The organism is Marinobacter denitrificans, from assembly GCF_008795955.1.
GTDB classification, from domain to species: domain Bacteria; phylum Pseudomonadota; class Gammaproteobacteria; order Pseudomonadales; family Oleiphilaceae; genus Marinobacter; species Marinobacter denitrificans.
On sequence record NZ_VMHN01000003.1, the window covers coordinates 216,987 to 241,201 of the forward strand.

Sequence of the window (24,215 nt, forward strand, 5' to 3'; positions counted from 1 at the left end):
TGATTGATGCGCAAAACGGTAACCGGAATCCGGACTCGGTGTGTGAACCCTGGCAACTCGCTGTTGGCGATCGTCATGGTTCTGGCTGTTTTTGTCGCCGGGCAGACACGTGCTGAAACGGTTGCCAGGGACGCCGAATACTGGCTTGACCGGCTTGGCCCTGCGCTGAACATGACCTCGTATCGTGGGGTCTTCGTCTACGCACGGGGCGATCAGGTCAGCTCCATGCAGATTGCCCATCGTTACCAGGACGGGGTTGTTGAAGAGCGCCTTGTCCCCCAGGACGGTGCCAATGGTGAAATTGTCCGCAAGGGCATGCGTGTGGTTTGTGTGCTTCCGGATCATGGGCGCATCCAACTGGATCAGGTGATTCCTTCGGGTCCTTTTGCGGAAGCGTTTTCAAGTCAGCTTATGCCGGTTAGCCGCTGGTATCAGCCTGCACTGGTGGGTGACGACCGCATTGCTGGCTATGATGTGGTCAGGCTTGCGCTGAAGGCGAAAGACGAGCTGCGTTACAGTCATCACCTGTGGCTGGAAAAGTCTACCGGCCTGCTGGTAAAGAGCCATGTGCGTTCATCAGGCGGCACAGTTCTTGAACACTTCCAGTTCACCAGCCTGGAGATTACCGACAGTCTGTCAGACAGCGAGTTTGTGATCCGCACTGAGGGAGAGGAAATCGCCCGGGAGCTGGCGCCCAAAACAACGTCTTCCCCGGCGCCACGAATGGAAGGGTGGACGCTAGGGTGGCAGCCGGATGGTTTTATCCCTGCGGCGGCGCCCCGCTCTGGCAAAGGCCAGGCTGTGGCTTTTTCAGACGGTCTGGCAGCGTTCTCGGTCTTTGTGGAGCCATCACGCAAAATAATGATGCCCACCGGGGCGTCACGGATTGGCGCGACTACCGTATACATGAAACAGCTTGAAGCCGGTGATGTAGACTTTTTTGTGACAGTGGTTGGCGAAATTCCTCCCCGGACTGCCCGCAAGGTCGCGGAGTCCGTTAAAGTGGACGATGCGCTGGCGTTCGGAGCTCTCGGAAAATGATTACGGAAACAGGCAAAGTGGTGGCAGTCAATGGCGACAGGGTCTGGGTGCAGACCATCCGCACCAGTGCCTGCGAGAGTTGTTCTGCACGCAATGGCTGTGGTCAGCGGGCGCTGGCGGGCGTTTCCGGCGGGCGAGCTAACCAGGTGTTGGTCGCCAACAGTCTGAATGCAAGTGTCGGCGATGAAGTGACAGTGGCGATTGATGAGTCGGCACTGCTTGGTGCTTCGCTGCTGGTGTACGCATTGCCGCTGGTACTGATGGTGCTTGGAGCCGTAGTCGGTCATCAGCTGTCAGGGGGGCAGGATATCGCAGCCATGATTGGTGCCGTAGCGGCAATGGCCGCCGGTTTTGTCGTGGCCAGGCGGGTCGGCTCGAACCCGGGGCGGAACTATGAGCCACGGCTGGTGAACGTCAGGCCGTTAGCTGGTCCCTGGACGTGAATCGCTGGCGAGTTGAAAACGCCGGTTTTGACCACACAATATTCTCCAAACAATAGCCTATCAGGGGGTTCTGAATGCTCAAAGTAAGGAATGACCGTGAACTGTCGTCCGGGCGCGGGGGCCGGAATGTGGCAACGGTCGGAGTGTATCTGCTTTGCCTGCTGGTGCCTTTGTTACTGGCTCAGACGGTGTCGGCCCGCAGCTTGCCTGACTTTACCGAGCTGGTTGAGAACAATTCCTCAGCCGTGGTAAACATCAGCACCACCACCGAGCCGAAGGCCGGGCGCAATCGCCCCCATGGTCTTCCGTTTGATGAGCGCCAGCTTGAGCAACTGCCGGATTTCTTTCAGGACTTCTTCCGCGGTCCACAGTCGCCGTTTGGCGGCGGGCCGGGCGGATCTGCCCCTCGCCAATCCATGGGGTCCGGTTTTATTGTTTCCAACGATGGTTACGTCTTGACCAACAACCACGTGGTTGAAGGAGCGGATGAGATCATTGTGCGTCTCAATGACCGTCGGGAGTTGCCGGCAAAACTGGTGGGCACAGATCCCCGTTCCGATATGGCGGTTCTGAAGATCGAGAACGGAGATGATCTTCCCGTCGTCCGGGTGGGAAGTTCCAGAGACCTTAAAGTGGGTGAATGGGTGTTGGCCATCGGCTCGCCTTTCGGTTTCGATTATACGGTCACCGCCGGTATCGTCAGCGCCCTGGGCCGTTCCCTGCCGACTGAAAATTATGTTCCGTTTATCCAGACGGATGTTGCCATTAATCCGGGAAATTCCGGCGGGCCGCTGTTTAATCTGGACGGGGAAGTTGTTGGTATCAACTCACAGATCTATACCCGTTCCGGCGGTTTCATGGGCGTGTCGTTCGCTATCCCCATCGATGACGCCATGAATGTATTCCGGCAGATCAGGGACGAGGGATCGGTGTCCCGGGGATGGCTTGGCGTTCTTATCCAGGAAGTGAACCGGGATCTGGCGGAATCTTTCGGCCTGAAACGCCCGCGTGGAGCTTTGGTTGCGGAGGTCATGTCAGGCTCACCGGCCGAAAAGGCCGGATTGAAGGCGGGGGATATCGTGCTTGAATATGATGGCGAGGATGTAACCCTGTCTTCCGATTTGCCCCCGATGGTTGGTCGCACTCCGGTTGGCGAAACCGCGTCCCTGGAGGTTATGAGGGAAGGCGAGCAGATCACTCTGGACGTGGAGATCGGTAAGCTGCCGGAGGATGGCGAAGAGCGTGCGTCCGCGCCGGCTTCTGGCAATGCTGGTCCGTCCTCTTCACCATTGGGCATGACGGTTGAGCCCTTGCCGGATGACATCCGGAACTCGTTGGGAATATCCGGTGGTGTGTTGGTGTCCGACATTGCCCAGGGCCCCGCACTCAATGCTGGCATCCAGCCCCGGGATGTGATTACCGAGCTCAACCGTCGTCCTGTCAGCTCGGTTGAGGAATTCCGGGAGGCGGTGGCATCCTTGCCGAAAGACAGTGCGGTATCGGTGCGGGTTGTCCGCCAGGGTCGTGCGATTTACCTGGTCATGAAGCCCTGATCACCCTGACCGCTGCCCTGAGGCTGCGGTCACAAATTGGAACAGAATTGAAAGCCCTGCTGGTTGTTGGTTAAACGACAGCCAGCGGGGCTTTTGTTATAGTTGCGGAAATAATCAGATAACTGCCATGGATCGGACCCGCCCGAATGATGAACAAAAAGGACCTTCCTCTCCGGAAACTGCTTCAGCTGCGATACTCATGGGTAGCGTGGTTGCTGCTGGCCGGATGCCTGGCCGTGACTGTGTTGTTGTGGCAGGTGTCGATTCGCCTGGTTGATGATCGCACAGAGGCCCGTTTCAAAACCCAGTCCCTGCAACTGAAAACCGCCATCGAAGAACGTCTGCTGAACTATGAACAGGTATTGGCTGGTAGCGCCGGCCTGTTCGCCGTAGCCGGTGATATTTCCAGGGAGGACTGGCGGGAATACGTCGACAATGTGGATATCAACCGTTATTACCCGGGCATTCAGGGCATCGGTTATGTCAAGAAGATTGGTGTACGCCAGATGGCCGATCATATCGCCTCTGTCCGGCGGGACGGGGTTCTCAACTACCTGGTCACTCCCCTGGGTACTGGTCCCGATTACTACCCGATGGTGTATCTGGAACCCGGCACCGAGCGGAACCGCAAGGCACTGGGGTACGATGCATTCAGCGATCCGGTGCACCGGCGTGCCATGGTACGTGCCAGAGACCACGCCGAACCCAAGGTCACCGGCAAGGTGGTATTGGTACAGGAAGAGGTGGCTGAAGACCAGGCTGGCTTTTTGATGTACTACCCCGTCTACCAGGGGGGTGATGTGCCCGAGAGTCGGGGAGAGCGTCAGATTATGCTGGCGGGGTATGTCTTCAGCGCGTTCAGGATGAATCACTTGCTGGATGGTATCGTTGGCCTGATTTCTCCGTTTCTGGACGTGAAGATATACGATGCCGGGAACATCTCCCGGGATTCGCTGATGTACGGCTCCAATCTTGGCTCGCTGGATGAAGAATTCAGCTTTGAGATGAGCCAGACAATCAGCCATGGTGGCCGGGACTGGCTGTTGCAGACCCGTTCCACGCCAGCTTTTGATTTTCTTGCCTCTGATCCGCGGCCGCCCATAGTTCTTGGCTCCGGTATTCTCATCAGCCTGCTGATGTTCCTCTTCGTTCTTACCATGATTCGCGGCAGGATCATGGCGCAGATCAGTGCTGGCCGGTACCGGGCCATTACCGAAGGCGCTGCCAATGTGACTCTGGTTCTGGATCGCAAAGGTAACCCCCGGTATGCGAGCCCTTCGAGCCGTGACATTCTTGGTTTTGACCCGGAAGAGGTTTATCGCCTGGATCTCGATACCCTGGTGCATGCTGAAGACCGGCCCCAATTGACGGCTGGTTTTGAGGAGGCGGTCAGTTCGCCCGGCAAGCAGATGCCAGTTGTTCGTGCCCGCATCCGGGATTCGGAAGGGCAGTGGCGAGACATGGAGGGCACCTATACCGCCATGCTCAATGTCCCCGGGGTTGATGGTGTGGTGCTCAGTCTGCGAGACCTGACCCAGCTCAAAGCGGCCCAGTCGGAGCTCCACCGGCTGGCGTTCTATGATCCCCTGACGGGGCTGGCAAACCGTCAGTTGTTCAAGGATCGTCTGAGTCATGTGGTGCGTCGAAGCCGCCGCAGTGAAGAGCCAGCCGCCCTGATGTTCCTGGATCTCGATGGCTTCAAACGTATCAACGACACCCTGGGGCATGACGCTGGTGATGAGTTGCTCAAGCAGGTGTCCCAGTGGCTTACCGGCTGCGTAAGGGAAGATGATTCGGTTGCCAGGTTGGGGGGTGACGAATTTGTCGTGCTGTTGTCGCGCATCAGCGGCCCCGATGCCGCTGGCAAGGTTGCCGACACCATTCTTCGTCGCCTTTGCCAACGTATTCGCCTGAACGATCATGAAGTGGGCATTACCGTCAGTATCGGTATCACCATGATTCCCCACGACAGTGAGGACCCGGGCACGCTGATGAAATATGCGGACCTGGCCATGTATCGGGCCAAGGAGATGGGCCGTAACACCTATCAGTTCTTTACCCCGGCAATGAATATCAAGGCAGCCCGACGTCTGTTGCAACAGGAGGAGCTGGCGACGGCCCTGGATGGCGACCGCTTCGTTCTGCACTACCAGCCCAAGATTGATCTTGAAACCGAACGGGTAATCGGAGTTGAAGCATTTCTGCGCTGGCATCACCCGGAGAAGGGGCTGGTCAGCGCCCAGCAGTTTATCTCCCTGGCAGAAGAAACCGGGCTGATTGTCAGGCTTGGTGAGATGGCGCTGCGGCAGGCTTGCATTCAGGTGCAGGCGCTTGAGCGTGCCGGGTTCGAATCACTGAAAATGGCGGTTAACCTGTCGGTACGTCAGCTCACGGATTCCGGCTTCCTGGACATGATGCGGCAGGTGATCACTGAAACCGGTGTCTCACCGGAGCGGCTGGAACTGGAAATGCCGGCGGAACTGCTGAACGAAGACCCGCGAATGCTCCGGGAGTTGTTGGTCTCCCTCCACGATATGGGGGTATGCCTGATTCTGGACGATTTCGGAACCGGTTCCTGCTCGCTGGTGGCCCTTCAGCAGTTGCCGCTGGATGTTATCAAGATCGACCACCGGTTTATCCGCGACATTCCCTACAGCGTCAGCGCCACCGACGTGGCATCGGCGGTTATTGCGCTGGCCAGAAAATTACACCTCACCGTTGTGGCCGAAGGGGTGGAAACGCCGCAGCAGCTGAGTTTCCTGAAAAGCGCCGGCTGTGCTCAGTGCCAGGGCAACCTGTTCAGCTATCCGCTGGATGAGGATGCCCTCATTGGTTTCCTGATTCGGCAATATGAGCGGCCACTGACTTCCTGATCATGGCAATGGCGGCCGGTAACCGGTAAAATCACGCCGTCGCCGGACTCCGGCACGGCCCCTTCCGGGCTCAATCCTTCGTATTTTATGAGTATTCATTGTCTGTGACTGAACTGAGCCGAATCCGTAACTTTTCGATCATCGCCCATATTGACCACGGTAAATCCACTCTGGCTGACCGGTTTATCCAGATCTGCGGCGGCCTCACGGAACGTGAAATGGCCGAGCAGGTGCTTGATTCCATGGATCTTGAGCGCGAACGCGGCATCACCATCAAGGCCCAGAGCGTCACTCTGAACTACAAGGCCCGGGACGGCCAGGAATACAAACTGAATTTCATCGATACCCCGGGTCATGTGGATTTCTCCTATGAAGTCTCGCGATCGCTATACGCCTGCGAGGGTGCGCTACTGGTGGTGGACGCCGGCCAGGGTGTCGAGGCCCAGTCCGTGGCCAACTGCTATACCGCTATCGAGCAGGGGCTGGAAGTGGTGCCGGTACTGAACAAGATGGACCTTCCCCAGGCGGAGCCCGAACGGGTCGCCCAGGAAATCGAGGATATCATTGGTATTGCCGCCACCGAAGCGGTTCGCTGCAGTGCCAAGAGCGGTATTGGCGTGGAAGATGTGCTGGAAGATCTGATTGCCAAGATTCCGCCACCGAAGGGCGATCGCAGTGCACCGTTGCAGGCGCTGATTATTGACTCCTGGTTCGATAATTACCTGGGAGTGGTGTCTCTGGTACGGGTAACCGAGGGCACCCTGAAAAAGGGTGACAAGATAGTCCTGAAGTCCACCGGCAAGGCCTGGAACGCGGACAAGGTGGGTATTTTCAACCCCAAGCCCAAAGATACGGATATTCTTGAAGCCGGGGACGTCGGCTTTGTGGTTGCCGGCATCAAGGACATCCATGGTGCGCCAGTGGGCGACACCATAGTGCAGCAGAAAGGGTCGGACGATATCCCGATGCTGCCCGGTTTCAAGAAAGTGAAGCCCCAGGTCTATGCCGGGCTGTTTCCAGTCAGTGCCGACGACTACAATGATTTCCGCGACGCACTGGAAAAACTGACGCTGAATGATGCCTCGCTGTTTTTTGAGCCTGAAAGCTCGGATGCACTCGGCTTCGGTTTCCGTTGTGGCTTCCTGGGCATGCTCCACATGGAAATTATCCAGGAGCGTCTGGAACGTGAATACGACATCGACCTGATTACCACCGCGCCGACAGTAATCTATGAAGTCGTTACCAAACAGGGTGAGACCCTGTCGGTAGACAATCCCTCCAGCCTGCCGGATATTGGTTCCATTGAGGAAATGCGGGAACCAATCGTTGAAGCCAACATTCTGGTGCCTCAGGAACACCTGGGGAATGTCATCAAGCTGTGCGAGGAAAAGCGCGGTATCCAGCAAAACATGCACTTCATGTCAACGCAGGTTCAGGTGACTTACGAGCTGCCGATGGCGGAAGTGGTTCTGGACTTTTTCGACCGTATCAAGTCTGCGAGCCGGGGTTTTGCGTCACTCGATTACCATTTTGTGCGCTTCCAGACAGCCAATCTGGTGAGGCTGGACGTGCTGATCAACGCTGAGCGCGTGGACGCTCTGGCGCTGATTGTGCATAAGGACCAGGCCCACTATAAGGGCCGCGCCCTGGTCGAGAAGATGAAAGAGCTGATTCCACGGCAGATGTTTGATATTGCCATCCAGGCCGCGATTGGCAACCAGGTGGTCTCCAGGGTAACCGTTAAAGCGCTTCGCAAGAACGTAACGGCCAAGTGTTACGGTGGCGACGTCAGCCGGAAGAAGAAACTGCTGCAGAAGCAGAAAGAAGGTAAAAAACGCATGAAGCAGCTGGGTAATGTTGAGGTGCCTCAAGAAGCGTTCCTTGCCGTATTGAAAGTGGATAACTAAAAGGCACCTGAATGGATATTGATTTTCCCCTGGTTCTGGTAGTTCTGACGTTTGCAACCGGGCTGATCTGGCTGTTGGACAGACTTCTGCTTCGCAAGCGCAGGCTTGCAGCCGCAGGGTTGGCGCCAGGGGAGTACGAGGCCGACCAGGAACCCAAAGAACCCTACCTTGTTGACCTCAGCCGTTCCTTTTTTCCGGTCCTGGCGGTGGTTCTGGTTTTGCGTTCATTCCTGGTAGAGCCTTTCCAGATTCCCTCCGGATCCATGTTGCCCACCCTGGAAGTGGGGGACTTCATTCTGGTGAACAAGTATGCCTACGGCCTGAGACTACCCGTGGCCGGTACCAAGATACTGGAAGTGGATGACCCCGAACGCGGGGATGTCATCGTGTTCCGCTATCCCGACGATGGCACCACCAACTACATCAAGCGGGTAGTGGGCCTTCCGGGAGACCGCATCCGTTACCAGGACCGGCAGCTATACATCAACGGCGAAAAAGTCGATTCCCGCTTTGTGGCACGGTTGCCACCGGCAGAGCTGCGACGTGAAACCCTTGGCGATACCCAGCACGACGTGTTCCTCACCCTGGGGCGAACGGGCCGCTCCGGTGAGGGTGAGTGGCTGGTGCCGGAAGGCGAATACTTCGTGATGGGTGATAACCGGGATAACAGCAATGACAGTCGCTATTGGGGCACGGTTCCTGATGAGATGGTTGTGGGCAAGGCATTTGCGATCTGGATGCACTGGCAATCACTGACCAGTCTGCCATCCTTTGATCGTGTGGGCGGCATAGAATAAGTGGGTTGTAATTCAGGGGTGTCTCTATAATGAAGAAAAACAGTCTTTCATCCATGCAAAAGCAGTCCGGTGCCTCGGCGCTGGTGATCATGATCATGGTGCTCTTCTTCGGTGGCCTGCTCACTCTGGTGATCAAGCTGGGGCCGGCCTACCTGGACGACATCACTATTCAGGAGGCGCTGGAAAGCCTTGAGGGCACCGAGGACCTCTCCAGCATGGGGCCCGCTCAGGTAAGAACCCTGATTAACAAGCGATTGAGCGTTAACAATGTAAGAGGCTTTGACGCGAAAAACATAACCGTGGAGAAAAACGGTGAGTTTGTGGTGATCAACGTGGACTATGAAGTCCGCAATAACCTCTTCCGTAACGTGGATACGGTTATCCACTTCCAACACGAGTATGAGATGAAGGGCAAGTGAGTTCGCAACCGGATCTGGAACAGCTACAGCGACGTATCGGTTATCAGTTCAAGGTACCTGAGCGCCTGTTGCTGGCGCTTACCCATCGCAGTTATGGCAACCAGAACAATGAGCGCCTGGAGTTTCTGGGCGACTCGATTGTCAATATGGTCATTGCGGAGCATCTTTACCTGCACTTTGAAAAAGCCCGGGAAGGACAACTGAGCCGACTGCGAGCCCGCATGGTCAAAGGTGTTACGCTGGCAGAAATCGGCCGTGAATTTGAACTGGGGAAATACCTCAGGCTGGGTTCCGGTGAGTTGAAAAGCGGTGGGTTTCGCCGCGAGTCCATCCTTGCCGACGGTGTGGAATCCATTATTGGTGCTATCTACCTGGACAGTGACTTCCATACCTGTCGGGAGCAGATTCTACGCTGGTTTGACCAGCGCCTTAAACAACTGGACCTGCAGGATACCCAGAAAGATCCCAAAACCCGGCTGCAGGAATATCTGCAGTCACGGCAATTTCCGCTGCCGCGCTACGACGTCATTTCAGTGGATGGTGAAGCACACGCCCAGACGTTCCATGTTTCCTGTGCCATGCCATCACTGGATCGGAAAACCACCGGTACCGGCAACAGCCGCCGAATAGCCGAGCAGCAGGCCGCCCGCAATGCCCTCAAGCAACTGGGCGTGGAGAATGATTGATGAATGATGTTACCCGTCCTGAGAATCCGGACAGCCGTTGTGGTTTTGTGGCGATTGTTGGTCGGCCCAACGTGGGCAAGTCAACGCTGCTGAACCATATTCTGGGCCAGAAGCTGAGCATTACCTCCCGCAAACCCCAGACCACGCGCCATCAGGTTCTGGGTATCAAGACCGAAGGCCCGGTTCAGGCTATCTACGTGGATACACCGGGTATGCACGAGGAAGAACCCCGGGCCATCAACCGGTATATGAACAAGGCCGCAACCTCGGCGTTGAAGGATGTTGACGTGGCCGTGTTCGTGGTTGACCAGATGGCCTGGACCACAGCAGACGAAATGGTGCTGGAAAAGCTGAGCAGCCTGAAATGCCCGGTGATTCTTGCGGTGAACAAGGTGGACCGGATCGAGAATCGCGAGGCCTTGCTGCCCCACCTGGACATGCTGTCACGGAAACGGGATTTTGCCGAAATGATCCCCCTGTCTGCCCTGAAAGGCATGAATCTGGAGCCCCTGGAGGAAGCGGTGGGGCGTTTCCTGCCCCAAAGCGTTCACTTCTATCCGGATGACCAGATCACCGATCGCAGCGAACGTTTTATGGCCTCGGAGATGGTACGGGAGAAAATCACCCGGCAACTGGGCGCCGAGCTGCCGTATTCGGTGGCGGTTGAGATCGAGGAATTCCGCCGGGACGGCAAGACCCTGCATATTTCCGCGTTGATTCTGGTGGAGCGCGAAGGCCAGAAGAAAATCATGATCGGTGACAAAGGCGAGCGACTGCGCCGTATTGGCCAGGAAGCCCGGGCAGACATGGAGCGGCTGTTCGACAGCAAGGTTATGCTACGGCTCTGGGTCAAGGTCAAGCGCGGCTGGGCCGATAGTGAGCGGGCCCTGAAAAGTCTTGGTATGAACGACTTCTGAGGCGTTTATGACAGGGCCAACACAACAGGAGCCCGCTTACGTCCTCCACCGCAGGCCATGGCGCGAAACCAGCTTGATGGTGGATATCTTCTCTCTCAACGCCGGCCGGCTTACGGTCATTGCCCGTGGTGGTAACAGCGCCAAAAGCCCCCTTAAAGCACAGCTTCAGCCCTTCCAGCCTTTGCTGCTGGACTGGACTGGCCGCAGTGAGCTGAAGACGCTGACCCAGGCTGAGGTTCGTGGCGGGCCCCTGCTCAGGCGCACACTGTCGCTTTACAGCGGGCTCTATGTGAACGAACTATTGCAACGCCTGCTACCCCTGTCAGATCCCCATCCCCGTCTCTTCGCGTCCTATATCGACGTGCTTGCAGAACTGTCGGAAGCCAGTGATGTGGAGCCGGTTCTCCGGCGATTTGAACAATCCTTTGCCGCAGAGCTGGGCTATGACTTTGCCTGGGATCTGGCCACCGACACCGGCCTTGCGGTCGAGGCTGGTGAGTATTATTGCTATGATCCTGAGCAGGGAATAATGGCCACACCGTCGGCTGGTGTCAGGCTACAGAACCTTCCCGGCGCCACATTGCTGGCGCTCGCTTCCGGAGATCTGGAATCAACAGAATGCCGACGTATTGCCAAGCGGGTGACCCGTGTACTGGTGGACTACCTTCTGCAGGGCCGGCCCCTCAACAGCCGAAGCCTGTTCAGTCATCATCGAGGAGAGCGCAATGAACCCTAGCCCAACGAATCCCAGAGTACTGCTGGGCGTCAATATCGACCATGTCGCAACGCTGCGCCAGGCCAGGGGCACGCGCTATCCCGATCCGGTTCAGGCGGCGATCCTTGCGGAAGAGGCCGGAGCCGATGGTATTACGATCCATCCGCGGGAGGATCGCCGCCATATCCAGGACCGGGATGTGCTTCTGCTCAAGGAAATACTGACCACCAAGATGAATCTGGAAATGGCGGTTACAGATGCCATGCTGGCGTTCGCTGAACAGGTGCGCCCCGAATGCGTATGCCTGGTACCGGAAAAACGCGAGGAGCTGACCACAGAGGGTGGGCTTGATGTGGAGGGCCAGGAAGCGCGGGTCGCCACGGCTTGTGAGCGGTTGGCCAGGATCGGTGCCGAAGTGTCCCTGTTTATCGATCCTGACGTGGCTCAGATTGATGCCGCTGTAAGGTGCGGTGCGCCAGTGGTGGAACTGCACACCGGCGAATACGCCGAAGCCGCTACACCAGACGCTGAAAATGCTGCGTTTGACAGCCTGGTAGCGGCTGTTGAATATGCCCGGAAGAAGGGTCTGATTGTGAACGCGGGCCATGGCCTGCATTACCACAACACCGAGCGGGTGGCAGCCATTTCTGGTATCAACGAACTCAATATTGGCCATGCCATTATTGCGAGGGCCGTCTTCACTGGCCTGAAAGAGGCTGTCAGAGACATGAAGGCGATCCTCGCAGGCGCCCGGCTATGATCAGGCGCCGTTAACAGCTCAGTCTGCCGTCGCCTGTTGATTCTGCTGGCGGAACATTTGTTGCCAGTCGGTCTGCTCACTCCAGGTTTGCAGACGTTCCATCGCGACGACCAAATGGTCTTTCTGGTATTCGATATCCGGCGAGGCGCACTTCAACGCTGTTTCCAACTGGTTGGCGGCGGCTCGCAGTTCCGGTACGCCGCAGTACCGGGTTGCACCATGCAGTTTGTGCACGCACTCCAGTAACTCCTCGCGCTCACCGTTATCCCAGAGTCTGTTCACGCGGTCCAGGTCGGTGCGGATCTGTTCCACCAGCATACTGAACAGCTCTTCCGCAAGATCTGCTTTGCCAGCAGCCAGCTGGATACTCTCGGCGATGCTGACGCAATCTGCCTGTTTCTTGCGGGTCGACGGACGGAGGGCCCTGCGGGTATCGCGAACTTCGGGCACCGGCAGGTAGGCGTTTCCGGAGCCCGCGTCGCAGCTGTAGCCGGTATAGTCGTAGATGATGTCGATGAGCTGGCTGTTACTGATGGGCTTTGCAAGGTAGCCATCAAAGCCCTGCCGCACCAGCCGGTCCTGTTCTTCGGCCAGGGCATGGGCGGTGAGGGCGATGATGCGGGTGCGGTGGCTGTTATTGTCCAGGCTACGTAGCCTTTCCGTGGTCTCGACACCATCCATGCCTGGCATCTGGAGGTCCATGAAAACCAGGTCAAATGGGCTCTGTCGCGCCTTGCTGAGCGCTTCGAAACCACTGCTGGCACCTTCCGCTTCTATTCGGCAGTCATGTAACAGGGTCAGCACCAGTTTCAGGTTGGCATCGTTATCGTCCACGGCCAGCACACGCGGTACCCGACCCGTCTGCTCGACGGTCTCCCGGGGTTCGGACGGCATCGGGAGCTGCCGCTGGCCACTACTGATACCGTGTACCAGCAGCAATAGCTCATCATAGAGGGCGTCGCGACATACCGGTTTGGTGAGGTGGCCGCTGGCCAGTCCTGACAAGGGTGTGTCGTGGGTTTCCAGTGTCGGAGTCAGTAGCAGGGTGCGGCAGTCCCGCTCCAGTTCCAGGGTTCGTACCAATGAACAATACTGACTGGAGTTAAGCAGGTGACGGGTGATGCCCAGCAGGGCAACAGCGTAACCGGCCTGCTCTTTCTGGGCCTCTTCGATCTGTTCCTGCATGGCGCCCGGTGAGGAGACCCGGTCTACGGTCATGCCCCATTCCCGCAGCATATGCTCTACTGCGAGGCCGGTTGTTTTCTGCTGTTCCAGGTAAATAAGCCGTTCACCGCGCAGGGCGTCTTTCGGAGCGATTGCCTCTCCTGTGGACGATAGCTCCGAGGTGAGGGTAAACCAGAAGGTGGAGCCCTTGCCGAGTTCGCTTTCCAGGCCAATCTTGCCGCCCATCTCTTCCACCAGGCGCTTGGAAATGGCAAGACCGAGCCCGGTGCCACCATACTGGCGAGCGGTAGAGGCATCGGCCTGGCTGAAGGCATTGAACAGCGACTGCTGCTGGGCGCGGGAAAGTCCAACCCCGGAGTCGGTGATGCTCAGTCGAAGGGTAATCCGGTTACCTTCCTTGTCTTCTTCCTCCAGGCTGGCCCGCAGAACCACTTCACCGGTCTGGGTGAACTTGATGGCGTTGTTGACCAGATTGGTGATCACCTGTTTGACCCGCAGCGGGTCCCCCATGATGTTATCGGGAACGTCGTTATAAACCAGTGGTACCAGGTCAAGGTTCTTGCCATGAGCCGCCGGCGCCAGCATGACCATGACTTCCTCGACAATGTCGCGGAGCTGGAACGGAATGCGGTCAAGAATCAGTTTGCCAGCTTCGATCTTGGAGAAGTCGAGGATGTCGTTGATGATGGTCAGCAGTATCTCCGACGACTTACGGATGGTGCTCAGGTGGTCCCGTTGCTGGCGGGGCAGGGGGCTTTTAAGCAAGAGTTCGGTGAAGCCGATAATGCCGTTCAGTGGCGTGCGGATCTCGTGGGACATATTGGCCAGGAATTCCGATTTTATACGGCTGGCTTCCAGTGCTTCCTTGCGGGCAAAATCCAGTTCAATATTCTGGATCTCGATCGTTTCCAGGGTCTCGCGCAGATCTTCCGTGGCCTGGTCAATGTTCTGCTGCATCTCGGCCTGGGCTTTGCTCAGTTCCCCGGCCATGGCGTTCAGGCCCGACTCCAGTTGCTCGAATTCCGGGCCAGCCCCGGTGTAGACACGGGTGTCCAGTTTGCCTTCCTTCAGCCTGGCAACGGCTTCGTTGAGTTCGAAAACCGGGTCGGTAAAGGCGCGGCTCAAGCGCAGCGCAATCAACAGGCTGAGGAGAACCCCTCCCAGCACCAACAGCAGCGAAATCAGCAGGGCCTTATAGGTTTCCTTCTCGGTGCGGATATGGGACATCTCCACCGTGACCCAGCCAATCGGCTTCTTGTTGCCGTTACCCGCATCGGGACGGGACTCCGGGGCCAGCATGCTTTCGATCATCAGATCCTGCAGGTAAACCGGCGTGACGAACACCGTGCTGTCCGGCCTGGTGATCTGTTTCGCCTCCTCGCCGGTCAGTGCACCTTTGCCGATGTCATCCGAGCTGCCAGGGCCGGTGTGAAGCAGCCGGCCATGCTCACTGTCGAAGAAGGTAATGGAGCGGACGTCCTGCTCTTCCAGCAGCGCATTGGAAAGGCTGCTCAACAGGCTTCGATTGGCGGTGAAGAGGCCATACTCAGACCCGGCCGACAACTGTCGCGAGAGAGACTCACCACGGTCCTTGAGCAGGTTTTCAATATTGTTGACCCAGCTGTAGGTAAAGAAAAGCCCCAGCATCAAGGTGGTCAGAAGAGTGGGGACGAGTGTCACCACGAGTACTTTTTTGCGTATGCCCCAGCGCCGCATAGAATGTTCCCGATTGACTGCACCGGCCGGATATCCGGCATTCTTCCCTGTCAGAATAGATGATTCCATCCACTCTGGCCGTGATGGCACCCCCGGATATAGCCCGCAGTCATGGATATAGCGAGAAGCTGTATTGGGAGGCAGCGGATATTCCGCGTATCATGCGAATCCGGAGTGTACCACAGGCTTGTGTAGTCGGCGTTAATGGCTGGCCGCGGGTTGCGGAAGATTTGAGGAAGGTAAAAGCATGCATTTCCCGACCATAGAAGATTACGTAGGGCATACGCCTCTTGTAAGGCTGCAAAGGCTCCCCGGCGAGACCAGCAACGTGGTTCTGGCGAAGCTGGAAGGCAACAACCCGGCAGGCTCAGTGAAAGACCGCCCCGCGATCAGCATGATTCAGGAAGCGGAACGGCGCAATGAGATAGAACCTGGTGATACGCTCATTGAGGCAACCAGTGGCAATACCGGTATTGCCCTGGCAATGGCGGCGGCGATCAAGGGTTACCGGATGGTACTCATCATGCCCGAGAATGCGAGTGAAGAACGCCGGGCCTCGATGCGGGCTTACGGTGCCGAGATCATCAGTGTCAGTAAAGAAGGGGGCATGGAAAGCGCCCGCGACCTGGCGCAACAGATGGAGGCGGACGGCAAGGGCAAGGTGCTGGACCAGTTTGCCAACCCCGACAATCCACTGGCGCACTACCGCACCACCGGCCCTGAAATCTGGGAGCAGACCGGCGGCAGGATTACCCACTTTGTCAGTTCCATGGGCACCACCGGTACCATAATGGGCGTCTCCAGGTACCTGAAGGAGCGCAACCCCGACATCCGGATTGTGGGCCTGCAGCCAAAAGAAGGCGCTTCCATACCCGGTATTCGCCGCTGGCCGGAAGCCTACCTGCCAAAAATCTACGAAGCCTCCCGGGTAGACTCTGTGCTGGATATTGGCCAGCAGGAAGCCGAAGACACCATGCGCGCACTGGCCAGTGAGGAAGGCATCTTTTGTGGGGTTTCTTCCGGCGGTTCCATTGCCGCTGCATTGAAACTGTCAGCCCAGGTTGAAAACGCAGTGATCGTGGCCATTATCTGTGACCGGGGTGATCGTTACCTGTCTACCGGTGTTTTTCCCGGCGCCTGAATTTACCAAGACCAGATTCCAGCAAGAGATGTTCTATGAGCAGAAGACGCAGGAAGGCCCTGCCTACCGAGCCGGTACGTTGTGTGATTGAAACCCTGAGCCACGATGGCCGCGGCATTGCCCGTGATAATGGCAAGGCGCAATTTGTTGACGGAGCGCTGCCCGGTGAGACGGTGATGGCAAAAGTGATCAGCTCTCGCAGCAAGTTTGACGAACTGCGGACCCTGGAGGTGCTGGAAGCCGGAGGTGCCCGGATCACACCGCCATGCGAGTTTGCAGATCTGTGCGGAGGCTGCAGCCTGCAGCACATGGACAGCGATGCCCAGATCCGGTTCAAGGAAGACACCCTGAGGGAGCACTTTGCTCACTTCGGGGGCATTGAGCCAGAGGAATGGGTCCCCCCTATGCGCTCACCCGCACTCGGTTATCGCCGCAAGGCCCGCCTGGGAGTGAAATATGTGGCGGCACGGGAGTCTGTGCTGGTGGGGTTTCGTGAAAAGCGCAACAGCTTCCTCACGGATATCGATCGCTGTGTGGTTCTGGACCCGCGTATTGGTGACCGCATTACGCCGCTGCGGGAAATGCTCCATGGCCTGGAGGCCTACCGTCGCATTCCCCAGGTAGAGGTCGCCTGTGGAGACCAGGAGGCGGCGATGGTATTCCGCAATATGGACCCTTTGAGCGAGGCAGATACGGCCACGCTGATCCGCTTCGGTCAGGCCCATGAATTGCATATCTATCTGCAGCCGAAGGGGCCGGATACGGTGTACCGGATATGGCCCGAAGCCGGCGAAGAACGACTGTCCTACCAGATGGAAGAGTTTGACCTCACCATGAAGTTTCATCCCATGGACTTTACTCAGGTCAATGCAGGGATAAATCGCACCATGGTACACAGGGCCGTGGAATGGCTGGATATCCAGCCAGAGGAGCGGGTGCTCGATCTGTTCTGCGGGCTGGGGAATTTCACCCTGCCATTGGCCCGCCGTGCCGCACAGGTCGTTGGTGTGGAGGGTGACGAATCCATGGTGGTTCGGGGCCGGGAGAACGCGGAACTCAACGGGCTATCGAATGTCGCATTCCACGGCGCTGACTTGCAGGCAGATTTCACCGCGCAGCCGTGGGCGGCTGAAGGGTTTGACAAGATTCTGATCGATCCGCCCCGTTCCGGAGCCCAGGAAGTGTGTGAGTACCTGACGGCCTTCGGGGCCCGGCGGATTGTATACGTTTCCTGTAACCCGGCCACACTGGCACGGGATGCAGGCGTGATGGTGCGCAATGGCTACCGGCTGGTGCGGGCGGGGGTCATGGATATGTTTCCCCACACCACGCACGTTGAGTCCATGGCCATGTTCGAGCGCGTGGATAACTGATGAATCTCGGTGCCGGTCACGGATGGCCGGGTAAACAACCAGGAAGAACAAGAGCGATATGGTAAAAGTTCGCGAAGATTACGCAGTGACGGGCGATGGCCAGGTAGATATCGAACGCTGGGTTCGCCAGATCGAGTCACAGACGCATCTGGAAAACGCCGAACAGTTCCGGCGTGCCTGTGAAAAGGCGGCAGCCATCGATTTTGAGGCAGTGCGTGAAGACCGGGTGTGGGCCCCCGGCTCCAGCAGCTTCCGTACCGGCATAGAGATGGCCCAGGTACTGGTGGAGTTGCACCTCGACCAGACCAGCCTGGTAGCCGCGATTCTGTACCGGGCCGTGCGGGAAGAGCGTATTCCCCTCGAGGAAATCCGTAAGGAATTCGGTGACGAAGTGGCCGGGCTGATTGACGGCGTGCAGCAGATGGCCGCCATATCGTCCATTCACCACCCTCTCAAGGGCAATGTGCTTGGCCAGACCGAAGGCCAGCTCGACAACGTTCGCAAGATGCTCGTTACCATGATTGATGACGTCCGGGTGGCGTTGATCAAGCTTGCTGAGCGAACCTGCGCCATCCGCGCCGTGAAGAACGCGTCCGAAGAAAAACGTATGCGCGTTGCCCGCGAAGTCTTCGACATCTACGCACCGCTGGCGCACCGGCTGGGTATTGGTCATATCAAGTGGGAGCTGGAAGACCTTTCTTTCCGCTATCTGCATGAGTCGGCCTACAAAAAGATTGCCAAACTGCTGGACGAAAAGCGGCTGGACCGTGAAAGCTACATCAAGCGCGTGATCACCGCCCTGAAAAATGAGCTGGGCGCTTCCGGTATAGAAGGAGAGCTGTCAGGGCGCGCCAAGCATATTTACAGCATCTGGCGGAAGATGAGGCGCAAGGGTATCGATTTTTCCCAGGTCTATGATGTGCGAGCGGTGCGGATACTGGTGCCGGCCGTACGTGACTGCTATGCCGCGCTCGGTATTGTGCACACGCTCTGGCGCCACATTCCCAACGAATTTGACGACTACATTGCCAACCCCAAGGAAAACGGCTATCAGTCCCTTCATACCGCAGTGATTGGGCCGGAAGGCAAGGTAATGGAAGTCCAGATCCGCACCCATGCCATGCATGAGGAAGCCGAGCTGGGGGTCTGTGCGCATTGGCTGTACAAGGGCATGGACAAGGGCAACCGTTCCGTTGGTTATGATGCCAAGATCAACTGGCTGCGCCAGGTTCTGGAATGGCAGGAAGAACTGGGCGATCTGTCGGGTCTGGCGGATCACCTGAAATCGGACGTCGCCTCCGACCGGGTGTATGTGTTCACGCCGGAAGGACACGTGGTCGACCTGCCCCAGGGCGCCACACCCGTGGACTTTGCCTATCGCGTGCATACCGAAATAGGTCACGCCTGCCGGGGCGCGAAGGTGAACAGTCGCATTGTGCCACTGACCTATCCCCTGAAGACAGGCGACCAGATTTCCATTCTCACGTCCAATAACCAGGCACCGAGCCGGGACTGGCTGAACCCCAGCCTGGGCTATATTCAGACCTCCCGCGCCCGGGCCAAGGTGACCCACTGGTTCAAACAGCAGGACCGTGACCGCAACATCGTTGACGGGCGCGCCATCCTGGAGGATGAATTCAGGCGACTGTCACTTTATGAGGTGGATCTGAACGATCTGGCGCGAAAAGTGAACTACCAGGGGGCAGAGGATATGTTTGCGGCGGTGGGAGCCGGTGACCTTCGCCCCACCCATGTCGCCAACATTGCCCAGCAGATGCTGGAACCCAAATCGGAACAGCTCGATCTGAAGCTCAGCGCACTGAGGCGCAAACCCTACGATACCGAATCGGACATCCAGATCCGGGGCGTGGGCAAGCTCAAGACACAGGTCGCAAAATGCTGCAAGCCGCTGCCCGGCGATCCAATCGGTGGCTACATTACGGTTGGCCGTGGGGTAACGGTTCATCGGCAGGACTGCATTACCTTTCTCAGCCTCAAGGAGTTCGAGCCCAACCGGATTATCGAAGTAAGCTGGGGCGGACAGCCCGTTGCCGTTTATCCGGTGGATGTGGAAATAGAGGCATACGATCGTTCCGGATTGCTGCGGGATATCACCCAGGTGCTGTCCTCGTCCAAGAGTGATGTGCTGTCGCTGAATACCATGTCCAACAAGGATGAGAATACGGCGACCATGACGGTGACGGTGGAGATCTCCAGCCTCGACCAGCTGGCCCGGTTACTGGCACAGATCCGCAACCTGCCCAACATCATCGACGTCAGGCGCAAACGTTCATGAGCTATACCATTGACGACCTGAAAACCCTGATGGCAAGACTACGGGACCCGGAAACCGGGTGCCCGTGGGATACCCGCCAGACTTTCAAGACCATTGTCCCTCACACCCTTGAGGAGGCCTACGAAGTTGCCGACGCTATCGACCGGGAGGATTACCCGCACCTGGAAGATGAATTGGGCGACCTGTTGTTCCAGGTGATTTTCTACAGTCAGATGGGAAAAGAGCAGAGCCATTTTGATTTCGACTCGGTGGTGGACAATCTGGTGCGCAAACTGGTCCGGCGCCATCCTCACGTGTTTCCGGATGGCACTCTGGAAAGCCGGATCGACCCGGACAATCGCCCCGGTGAGGCGGAAATAAAGGCCAACTGGGAGCGTATCAAGGCCGAGGAGCGGGCAGCGAAACCGGAAAAGTCAGCCGGCACGGAGTCTGCAGGACGGCTGGATGGTATCGCCCGCACACTCCCCGCAATGGTGCGTGCTGAAAAACTTCAGCGCAGGGCCGCCACTCACGGTTTCGACTGGCCAGATGTCGAACCGGTCTTCGAAAAACTCCATGAAGAAATCGATGAACTGAAAGAAGCCTGGTATGACGCGCGCTCCGGCACCGGCCCGGTGGGAGCTGTAGAGGATGAACTGGGGGACCTGCTGTTTGTCTGCGTCAATCTGGCACGGTTCATGAAGGTTAATCCTGAACAGGCCCTCAATAGCACCAATCACAAATTTGAGTCGCGATTCCGTGCTATCGAGGAACACCTGGAACGCGAAGGCCGTGATATGGACGGTGAGTCCCTGGAGGCGCTGGATGCGGTCTGGCAGGCTGTCAAAGGGGTGGAAAAACAGCGGAAAAAGTAACGGATAAGTACAATCCGTTACCATTAAATCCGCCCCCGGCGCGGTCGCTTCGTCTACACTTCCGGTTACTGATGCACACCTTTTGTGCATCTTATGGGCCACCAAGAAGATGCAGGAGTGAAGGCACCATGAAAATCAAAGATCTGGTCAATTACTGGGACAAGCATGCACGCGGTCGGCTGACCCGGGATGCGTATTTTGCCAACCTGTCCGACCAGCATCACAAGCGACTGGAAAAACTGGCCGCGTTGTACCCGATGAAATCCTCCCAGGACCTTATGCGAGACCTGATCTCTGCGGCTCTTGATGAACTGGAGACCAGCTTTCCTTACGTTCAGGGTTCAAAGGTTGTCGCATTCGATGAGGACGGTTTCGAGATCTATGAAGACAAGGGCATGACCCCTCGCTTCATCAGCCTTAGCCAGAAGCACATCCAGAAGCTCAAGGCACGCCAGCTCGAATCGGTTGCCTGATCGGGCCTTTAGCCTGATCAAGACAGTCCTGCAATAGTTACGGGGTGGTTTGGCCACCCCGCGGTCAACTGCCCGCCGTTATTTATCCTTGCCTTCCAGTTTGTCCTTCAACGGGCTCAGCCGGACCAGGTCGTCCAGTGCTGCAGCAATCATGTCATTAAGAATGTCGCTTTCCGAGCGGTCCGGATATAGTTCGGCCAACGCGGCTATGCGCGCTGCGTCTTCCAGCGGCAAACGGAGATTGTAATCGTGGCTCCGCTCGACAGGTTCTTTCTTGCCTTCCCAGTGTTTGGGCAGATCGGTTACTTTCATGAAAACTCCTTGCGGCCACAGGTTTTAATCGTTAGACAGGCTTTAAGAGTAAATAGTATCGTAAGTTTACTTCGCCTCCGTCAATTTAAAAGGACGTCAATGTGACCGAGCTACACCCCGACCTCCGAGAAAACGTTCGCATGCTGGGTGAGTTGCTGGGACAAAGTATCCAGCGCGATCCCGGCCGGGACTGTTACGAGCTGATTGAAGAAGTGCGCGCCGCCGCCAAGGCTGATCGCCGGCAGGAAAGCGGGTCCGGACAGCGCCTGGTTAACCTGCTGGGGAAACTGAGTGATGACGAGCTTTTGCCGGTAACCCGTGCCTTTAACCAGTTTCTGAACCTGGCTAACCTGGCCGAGCAGTACCACGGAATCCGCCGCAAGCGCGGTCACCAGTCGGATCTGATGGTGGAATCTCTCGGCGAGGTGTTCAGTCGCCTCAAGAACGGAGGTGTCAGCGCGGATGAGCTGCATCGCCGGGTAGCGGACCTTCGCATTGAATATGTGCTCACCGCGCACCCCACGGAAGTTGCGCGTCGCACTCTGATCATGAAGTACGACGAGATGTCAGACTGCCTGGCACGCCTGGATCATGACGACCTTCTGCCCGCAGAGCGCGAGGAAATTGTGGACAGGTTGGGGCAGCTGGTCACCGAAGCCTGGCACACGGATGAAATACGCCATGAACGACCAACCGCCGTGGACGAAGCCAAGTGGGGGTTTGCGGTTATCGAGAACAGCCTGTGGCAGGCCCTGCCGCGTTTTCTCCGGAGCCTTGATCTGTCGCTCTCCGAAGCCACAGGCAAAGGGCTGCCCCTGGACGCGTCTCCCATCCGCATTGCATCCTGGATGGGTGGCGACCGCGACGGCAATCCCAACGTCACCCATGAAGTGACCCGCAAGGTGTTCCTCCTGGGCCGCTGGATGGCCGCCGATCTTTACCTGCGGGATATCCAGGCGCTGCGTGCCGAGCTGTCCATGTGGCAGGCAAGTGATGAGTTGCGGGCCATCACCGGGGCGTCCCGCGAGCCCTATCGCATGGTGCTGGCAGGACTAAGGGAAAAACTGATCAGAACCCGGGATTGGGCAGAAGCCAGCGTGGCCGGTGAGCCCGCGGACGCGACGGATATCCTGTTTGCCAACGAGGATTTTACTGGCCCACTGGAGCTGTGTTATCGCTCACTGGTTGAATGCGGCCTGGAAACCATCGCCAACGGCCCGCTGTTGGATACCATTCGCCGGGCACACACCTTTGGTCTTCCGCTGATTCGCCTGGATATTCGTCAGGAAGCTTCCCGCCATGCCGCAGCTGTTGCAGAAATGGTGGACTACCTCGGGATGGGCGATTACCTGTCGTGGTCCGAGCAGGAGCGCCAGGAATTTCTGGTGCGTGAGCTCAAGGGCCGGCGCCCCCTGGTACCGAGGCACTGGCAACCTTCGGAGGAAGTCGGCGAAGTGCTGGCGACCTGTGAAGTGGTGGCGCAACAGACACCGGAAGCCCTGGGCTCCTACGTTATTTCCATGGCCAGCAAGCCCTCCGACGTATTGAGTGTGATTTTGCTGCTGCGGGAAGCCGGCATGGAAAATCGCATGCGGGTAGTGCCGTTGTTCGAGACTCTTGATGATCTGCGGGGCGCACCCGACAGCATGGCAGCCCTCTACAATGTGGATTGGTACCGGGAGTATTGCGAGGGCCGCCAGGAAGTGATGATCGGCTACTCGGACTCGTCCAAGGATGCCGGCCAGATGATGGCGGCCTGGGCTCAGTACCAGGCCCAGGAACAGCTGACGGAAGTTGCCAGTGAACACGGCGTTCACCTGACCCTGTTCCATGGTCGCGGCGGTACCGTGGGCCGAGGTGGTGGCCCTGCCAATCGGGCGATACTGTCCCAGCCCCCGGGGTCCGTTAACGGCAGCTTCCGGATCACCGAACAGGGCGAGATGATCCGCTTCAAATTCGGCCTGCCCCGGTTGGCGGAGCAGAGCCTGACGCTCTACACCACCGCCGTGGTGGAAGCGACCCTGGCCCCGCCCCCTGGGCCGGAGCCGGAATGGCGTGAAGTTATGGACTGGTTGACGGAGCGGTCACTGAAGGCCTACCGCGATGTCGTCCGTGATAACCCGGAGTTTGTGCCCTATTTTCGCCAGGTCACGCCCGAACAGGCTCTTGGCAAGCTCGCTCTGGGCAGCCGCCCGGCAAGGCGCAAACCCGGCGGCGGTGTGGAAAGCCTTCGGGCCATTCCCTGGATCTTCGCCTGGACTCAGATGCGCTTGATGCTGCCCAGTTGGCTGGGCAGTGACGTGGCCCTGGAAGAAGCTTTCCGCAATGACCGGGTGCCGGTCCTGCGGGAAATGATGCAGAAATGGCCGTTCTTCAAAACCTACGTGGATATGCTGGAGATGGTACTGGCGAAGTCCGACCTGCGAATTGCCAGCTACTACGAAAAGACCCTGGTAGACGATCCCGCGTTACTGGAACTGGGCAAAAACCTGCGGGAACGCCTGCAGGGATGCATTCGCCATCTGCTGGAACTCAAGGAGCAGGAGACACTGCTGGAGCAGGAACCGGTGTTTGCCCATTCCATGCGTGTACGTAATCCGTATACTGATCCGCTACACTACCTACAGGCAGAGCTGTTGAAGCGCGACCGCGAAAGTGAAGGCAAGGGCGAAGTGCCCGATATGGTAGAGCGCGCCCTTAAAGTCACCATGGCGGGCATCTCGGCAGGCATGCGAAACACCGGATAATCAAACA

Annotated in this window: 19 protein-coding genes; 17 read left to right on the plus strand and 2 right to left on the minus strand. The window is 57.7% G+C overall.

The window, feature by feature from the left end; all coding sequences use genetic code 11:
- Window positions 1-42 precede the first annotated feature (42 nt).
- The 11 genes from FO268_RS13140 (at window position 43) to pdxJ (ending at window position 12,111) form a co-directional block, all read left to right on the plus strand.
- Complete coding sequence (locus FO268_RS13140) at window positions 43-1,041, plus strand: MucB/RseB C-terminal domain-containing protein (RefSeq protein ID WP_225316683.1); 999 nt, start codon at window positions 43-45, stop codon at window positions 1,039-1,041.
- Window positions 1,038-1,484, plus strand: a complete 447-nt coding sequence (locus FO268_RS13145; protein WP_150993718.1) for a SoxR reducing system RseC family protein — start codon at window positions 1,038-1,040, stop codon at window positions 1,482-1,484. Before FO268_RS13140 ends, FO268_RS13145 begins: the two co-directional genes overlap by 4 nt.
- 74 nt (window positions 1,485-1,558) lie before the next feature.
- Window positions 1,559-3,037 (plus strand): DegQ family serine endoprotease, encoded by a 1,479-nt coding sequence (locus tag FO268_RS13150; RefSeq protein ID WP_150993720.1) that lies wholly within the window; start codon window positions 1,559-1,561, stop codon window positions 3,035-3,037.
- Between the two features lie 146 nt (window positions 3,038-3,183).
- Entirely contained in the window at window positions 3,184-5,910 is a 2,727-nt protein-coding gene (locus FO268_RS13155; RefSeq protein ID WP_150993722.1) for a bifunctional diguanylate cyclase/phosphodiesterase, read from the plus strand.
- Window positions 5,911-6,014: 104 nt separating this feature from the next.
- Window positions 6,015-7,817 (plus strand): translation elongation factor 4, encoded by a 1,803-nt coding sequence (gene lepA, locus FO268_RS13160; protein WP_150993724.1) that lies wholly within the window; start codon window positions 6,015-6,017, stop codon window positions 7,815-7,817.
- Window positions 7,818-7,828: 11 nt separating this feature from the next.
- Window positions 7,829-8,614 (plus strand): signal peptidase I, encoded by a 786-nt coding sequence (lepB, locus tag FO268_RS13165; RefSeq protein ID WP_150993725.1) that lies wholly within the window; start codon window positions 7,829-7,831, stop codon window positions 8,612-8,614.
- Window positions 8,615-8,643: 29 nt separating this feature from the next.
- Window positions 8,644-9,033, plus strand: a complete 390-nt coding sequence (locus FO268_RS13170) for a DUF4845 domain-containing protein (RefSeq protein ID WP_150993727.1) — start codon at window positions 8,644-8,646, stop codon at window positions 9,031-9,033.
- The gene (gene rnc / locus FO268_RS13175) at window positions 9,030-9,719 is read left to right on the plus strand and encodes a ribonuclease III (RefSeq protein ID WP_150993729.1); all 690 of its coding nucleotides are present in this window, start codon (window positions 9,030-9,032) and stop codon (window positions 9,717-9,719) included. Before FO268_RS13170 ends, rnc begins: the two co-directional genes overlap by 4 nt.
- Window positions 9,719-10,636 (plus strand): GTPase Era, encoded by a 918-nt coding sequence (gene era / locus FO268_RS13180; RefSeq protein ID WP_150993731.1) that lies wholly within the window; start codon window positions 9,719-9,721, stop codon window positions 10,634-10,636. The genes rnc and era overlap by 1 nt, the downstream gene beginning before the upstream one ends.
- 7 nt (window positions 10,637-10,643) lie before the next feature.
- On the plus strand, window positions 10,644-11,372 hold the full coding sequence (gene recO / locus FO268_RS13185; protein ID WP_150993733.1) for a DNA repair protein RecO: 729 nt from the start codon (window positions 10,644-10,646) through the stop codon (window positions 11,370-11,372).
- On the plus strand, window positions 11,362-12,111 hold the full coding sequence (pdxJ, locus tag FO268_RS13190; RefSeq protein ID WP_150993735.1) for a pyridoxine 5'-phosphate synthase: 750 nt from the start codon (window positions 11,362-11,364) through the stop codon (window positions 12,109-12,111). Before recO ends, pdxJ begins: the two co-directional genes overlap by 11 nt.
- A gap of 18 nt (window positions 12,112-12,129) precedes the next feature.
- Here pdxJ and FO268_RS13195 read toward each other — a convergent pair whose 3' ends face one another.
- Entirely contained in the window at window positions 12,130-15,012 is a 2,883-nt protein-coding gene (locus FO268_RS13195) for an ATP-binding protein (RefSeq protein ID WP_150993862.1), read from the minus strand.
- Between the two features lie 247 nt (window positions 15,013-15,259).
- On the opposite strand from FO268_RS13195, the gene cysM reads away from it, so the two are divergent.
- From cysM to FO268_RS13220, 5 genes are all read left to right on the plus strand, one after another.
- Window positions 15,260-16,153, plus strand: coding sequence for a cysteine synthase CysM (gene cysM, locus FO268_RS13200; protein ID WP_150993737.1), 894 nt, complete (start codon window positions 15,260-15,262; stop codon window positions 16,151-16,153).
- Between the two features lie 35 nt (window positions 16,154-16,188).
- Entirely contained in the window at window positions 16,189-17,526 is a 1,338-nt protein-coding gene (gene rlmD, locus FO268_RS13205; protein WP_150993739.1) for a 23S rRNA (uracil(1939)-C(5))-methyltransferase RlmD, read from the plus strand.
- Between the two features lie 58 nt (window positions 17,527-17,584).
- Window positions 17,585-19,822: a GTP diphosphokinase gene (gene relA, locus FO268_RS13210; protein ID WP_150993741.1), complete on the plus strand. Its 2,238-nt coding sequence runs from the start codon at window positions 17,585-17,587 to the stop codon at window positions 19,820-19,822.
- Window positions 19,819-20,676, plus strand: a complete 858-nt coding sequence (gene mazG / locus FO268_RS13215) for a nucleoside triphosphate pyrophosphohydrolase (protein ID WP_150993743.1) — start codon at window positions 19,819-19,821, stop codon at window positions 20,674-20,676. Before relA ends, mazG begins: the two co-directional genes overlap by 4 nt.
- Before the next feature lie 128 nt (window positions 20,677-20,804).
- Window positions 20,805-21,149: a hypothetical protein gene (locus FO268_RS13220; protein ID WP_027831231.1), complete on the plus strand. Its 345-nt coding sequence runs from the start codon at window positions 20,805-20,807 to the stop codon at window positions 21,147-21,149.
- 78 nt (window positions 21,150-21,227) lie between these two features.
- Here FO268_RS13220 and FO268_RS13225 read toward each other — a convergent pair whose 3' ends face one another.
- Window positions 21,228-21,461, minus strand: coding sequence for a hypothetical protein (locus tag FO268_RS13225; RefSeq protein WP_150993745.1), 234 nt, complete (start codon window positions 21,459-21,461; stop codon window positions 21,228-21,230).
- 101 nt (window positions 21,462-21,562) lie between these two features.
- On the opposite strand from FO268_RS13225, the gene ppc reads away from it, so the two are divergent.
- Window positions 21,563-24,208: a phosphoenolpyruvate carboxylase gene (ppc, locus tag FO268_RS13230; RefSeq protein WP_150993747.1), complete on the plus strand. Its 2,646-nt coding sequence runs from the start codon at window positions 21,563-21,565 to the stop codon at window positions 24,206-24,208.
- Window positions 24,209-24,215: the final 7 nt, after the last annotated feature.

Bases quoted from the DNA above. Each gene is read 5' to 3' on its own strand.
- mazG (WP_150993743.1), top strand. From the start codon at position 19,819: ATGAGCTATACCATTGACGACCTGAAAACCCTGATGGCAAGACTACGG.
- FO268_RS13150 (WP_150993720.1), top strand. From the start codon at position 1,559: ATGCTCAAAGTAAGGAATGACCGTGAACTGTCGTCCGGGCGCGGGGGC.
- pdxJ (WP_150993735.1), top strand. From the start codon at position 11,362: ATGAACCCTAGCCCAACGAATCCCAGAGTACTGCTGGGCGTCAATATC.
- FO268_RS13170 (WP_150993727.1), top strand. From the start codon at position 8,644: ATGAAGAAAAACAGTCTTTCATCCATGCAAAAGCAGTCCGGTGCCTCG.
- FO268_RS13225 (WP_150993745.1), bottom strand. From the start codon at position 21,461: ATGAAAGTAACCGATCTGCCCAAACACTGGGAAGGCAAGAAAGAACCT.
- rlmD (WP_150993739.1), top strand. From the start codon at position 16,189: ATGAGCAGAAGACGCAGGAAGGCCCTGCCTACCGAGCCGGTACGTTGT.
- FO268_RS13155 (WP_150993722.1), top strand. From the start codon at position 3,184: ATGATGAACAAAAAGGACCTTCCTCTCCGGAAACTGCTTCAGCTGCGA.
- recO (WP_150993733.1), top strand. From the start codon at position 10,644: ATGACAGGGCCAACACAACAGGAGCCCGCTTACGTCCTCCACCGCAGG.
- cysM (WP_150993737.1), top strand. From the start codon at position 15,260: ATGCATTTCCCGACCATAGAAGATTACGTAGGGCATACGCCTCTTGTA.
- relA (WP_150993741.1), top strand. From the start codon at position 17,585: ATGGTAAAAGTTCGCGAAGATTACGCAGTGACGGGCGATGGCCAGGTA.
- FO268_RS13145 (WP_150993718.1), top strand. From the start codon at position 1,038: ATGATTACGGAAACAGGCAAAGTGGTGGCAGTCAATGGCGACAGGGTC.
- lepB (WP_150993725.1), top strand. From the start codon at position 7,829: ATGGATATTGATTTTCCCCTGGTTCTGGTAGTTCTGACGTTTGCAACC.
- FO268_RS13220 (WP_027831231.1), top strand. From the start codon at position 20,805: ATGAAAATCAAAGATCTGGTCAATTACTGGGACAAGCATGCACGCGGT.
- era (WP_150993731.1), top strand. From the start codon at position 9,719: ATGAATGATGTTACCCGTCCTGAGAATCCGGACAGCCGTTGTGGTTTT.
- FO268_RS13195 (WP_150993862.1), bottom strand. From the start codon at position 15,012: ATGCGGCGCTGGGGCATACGCAAAAAAGTACTCGTGGTGACACTCGTC.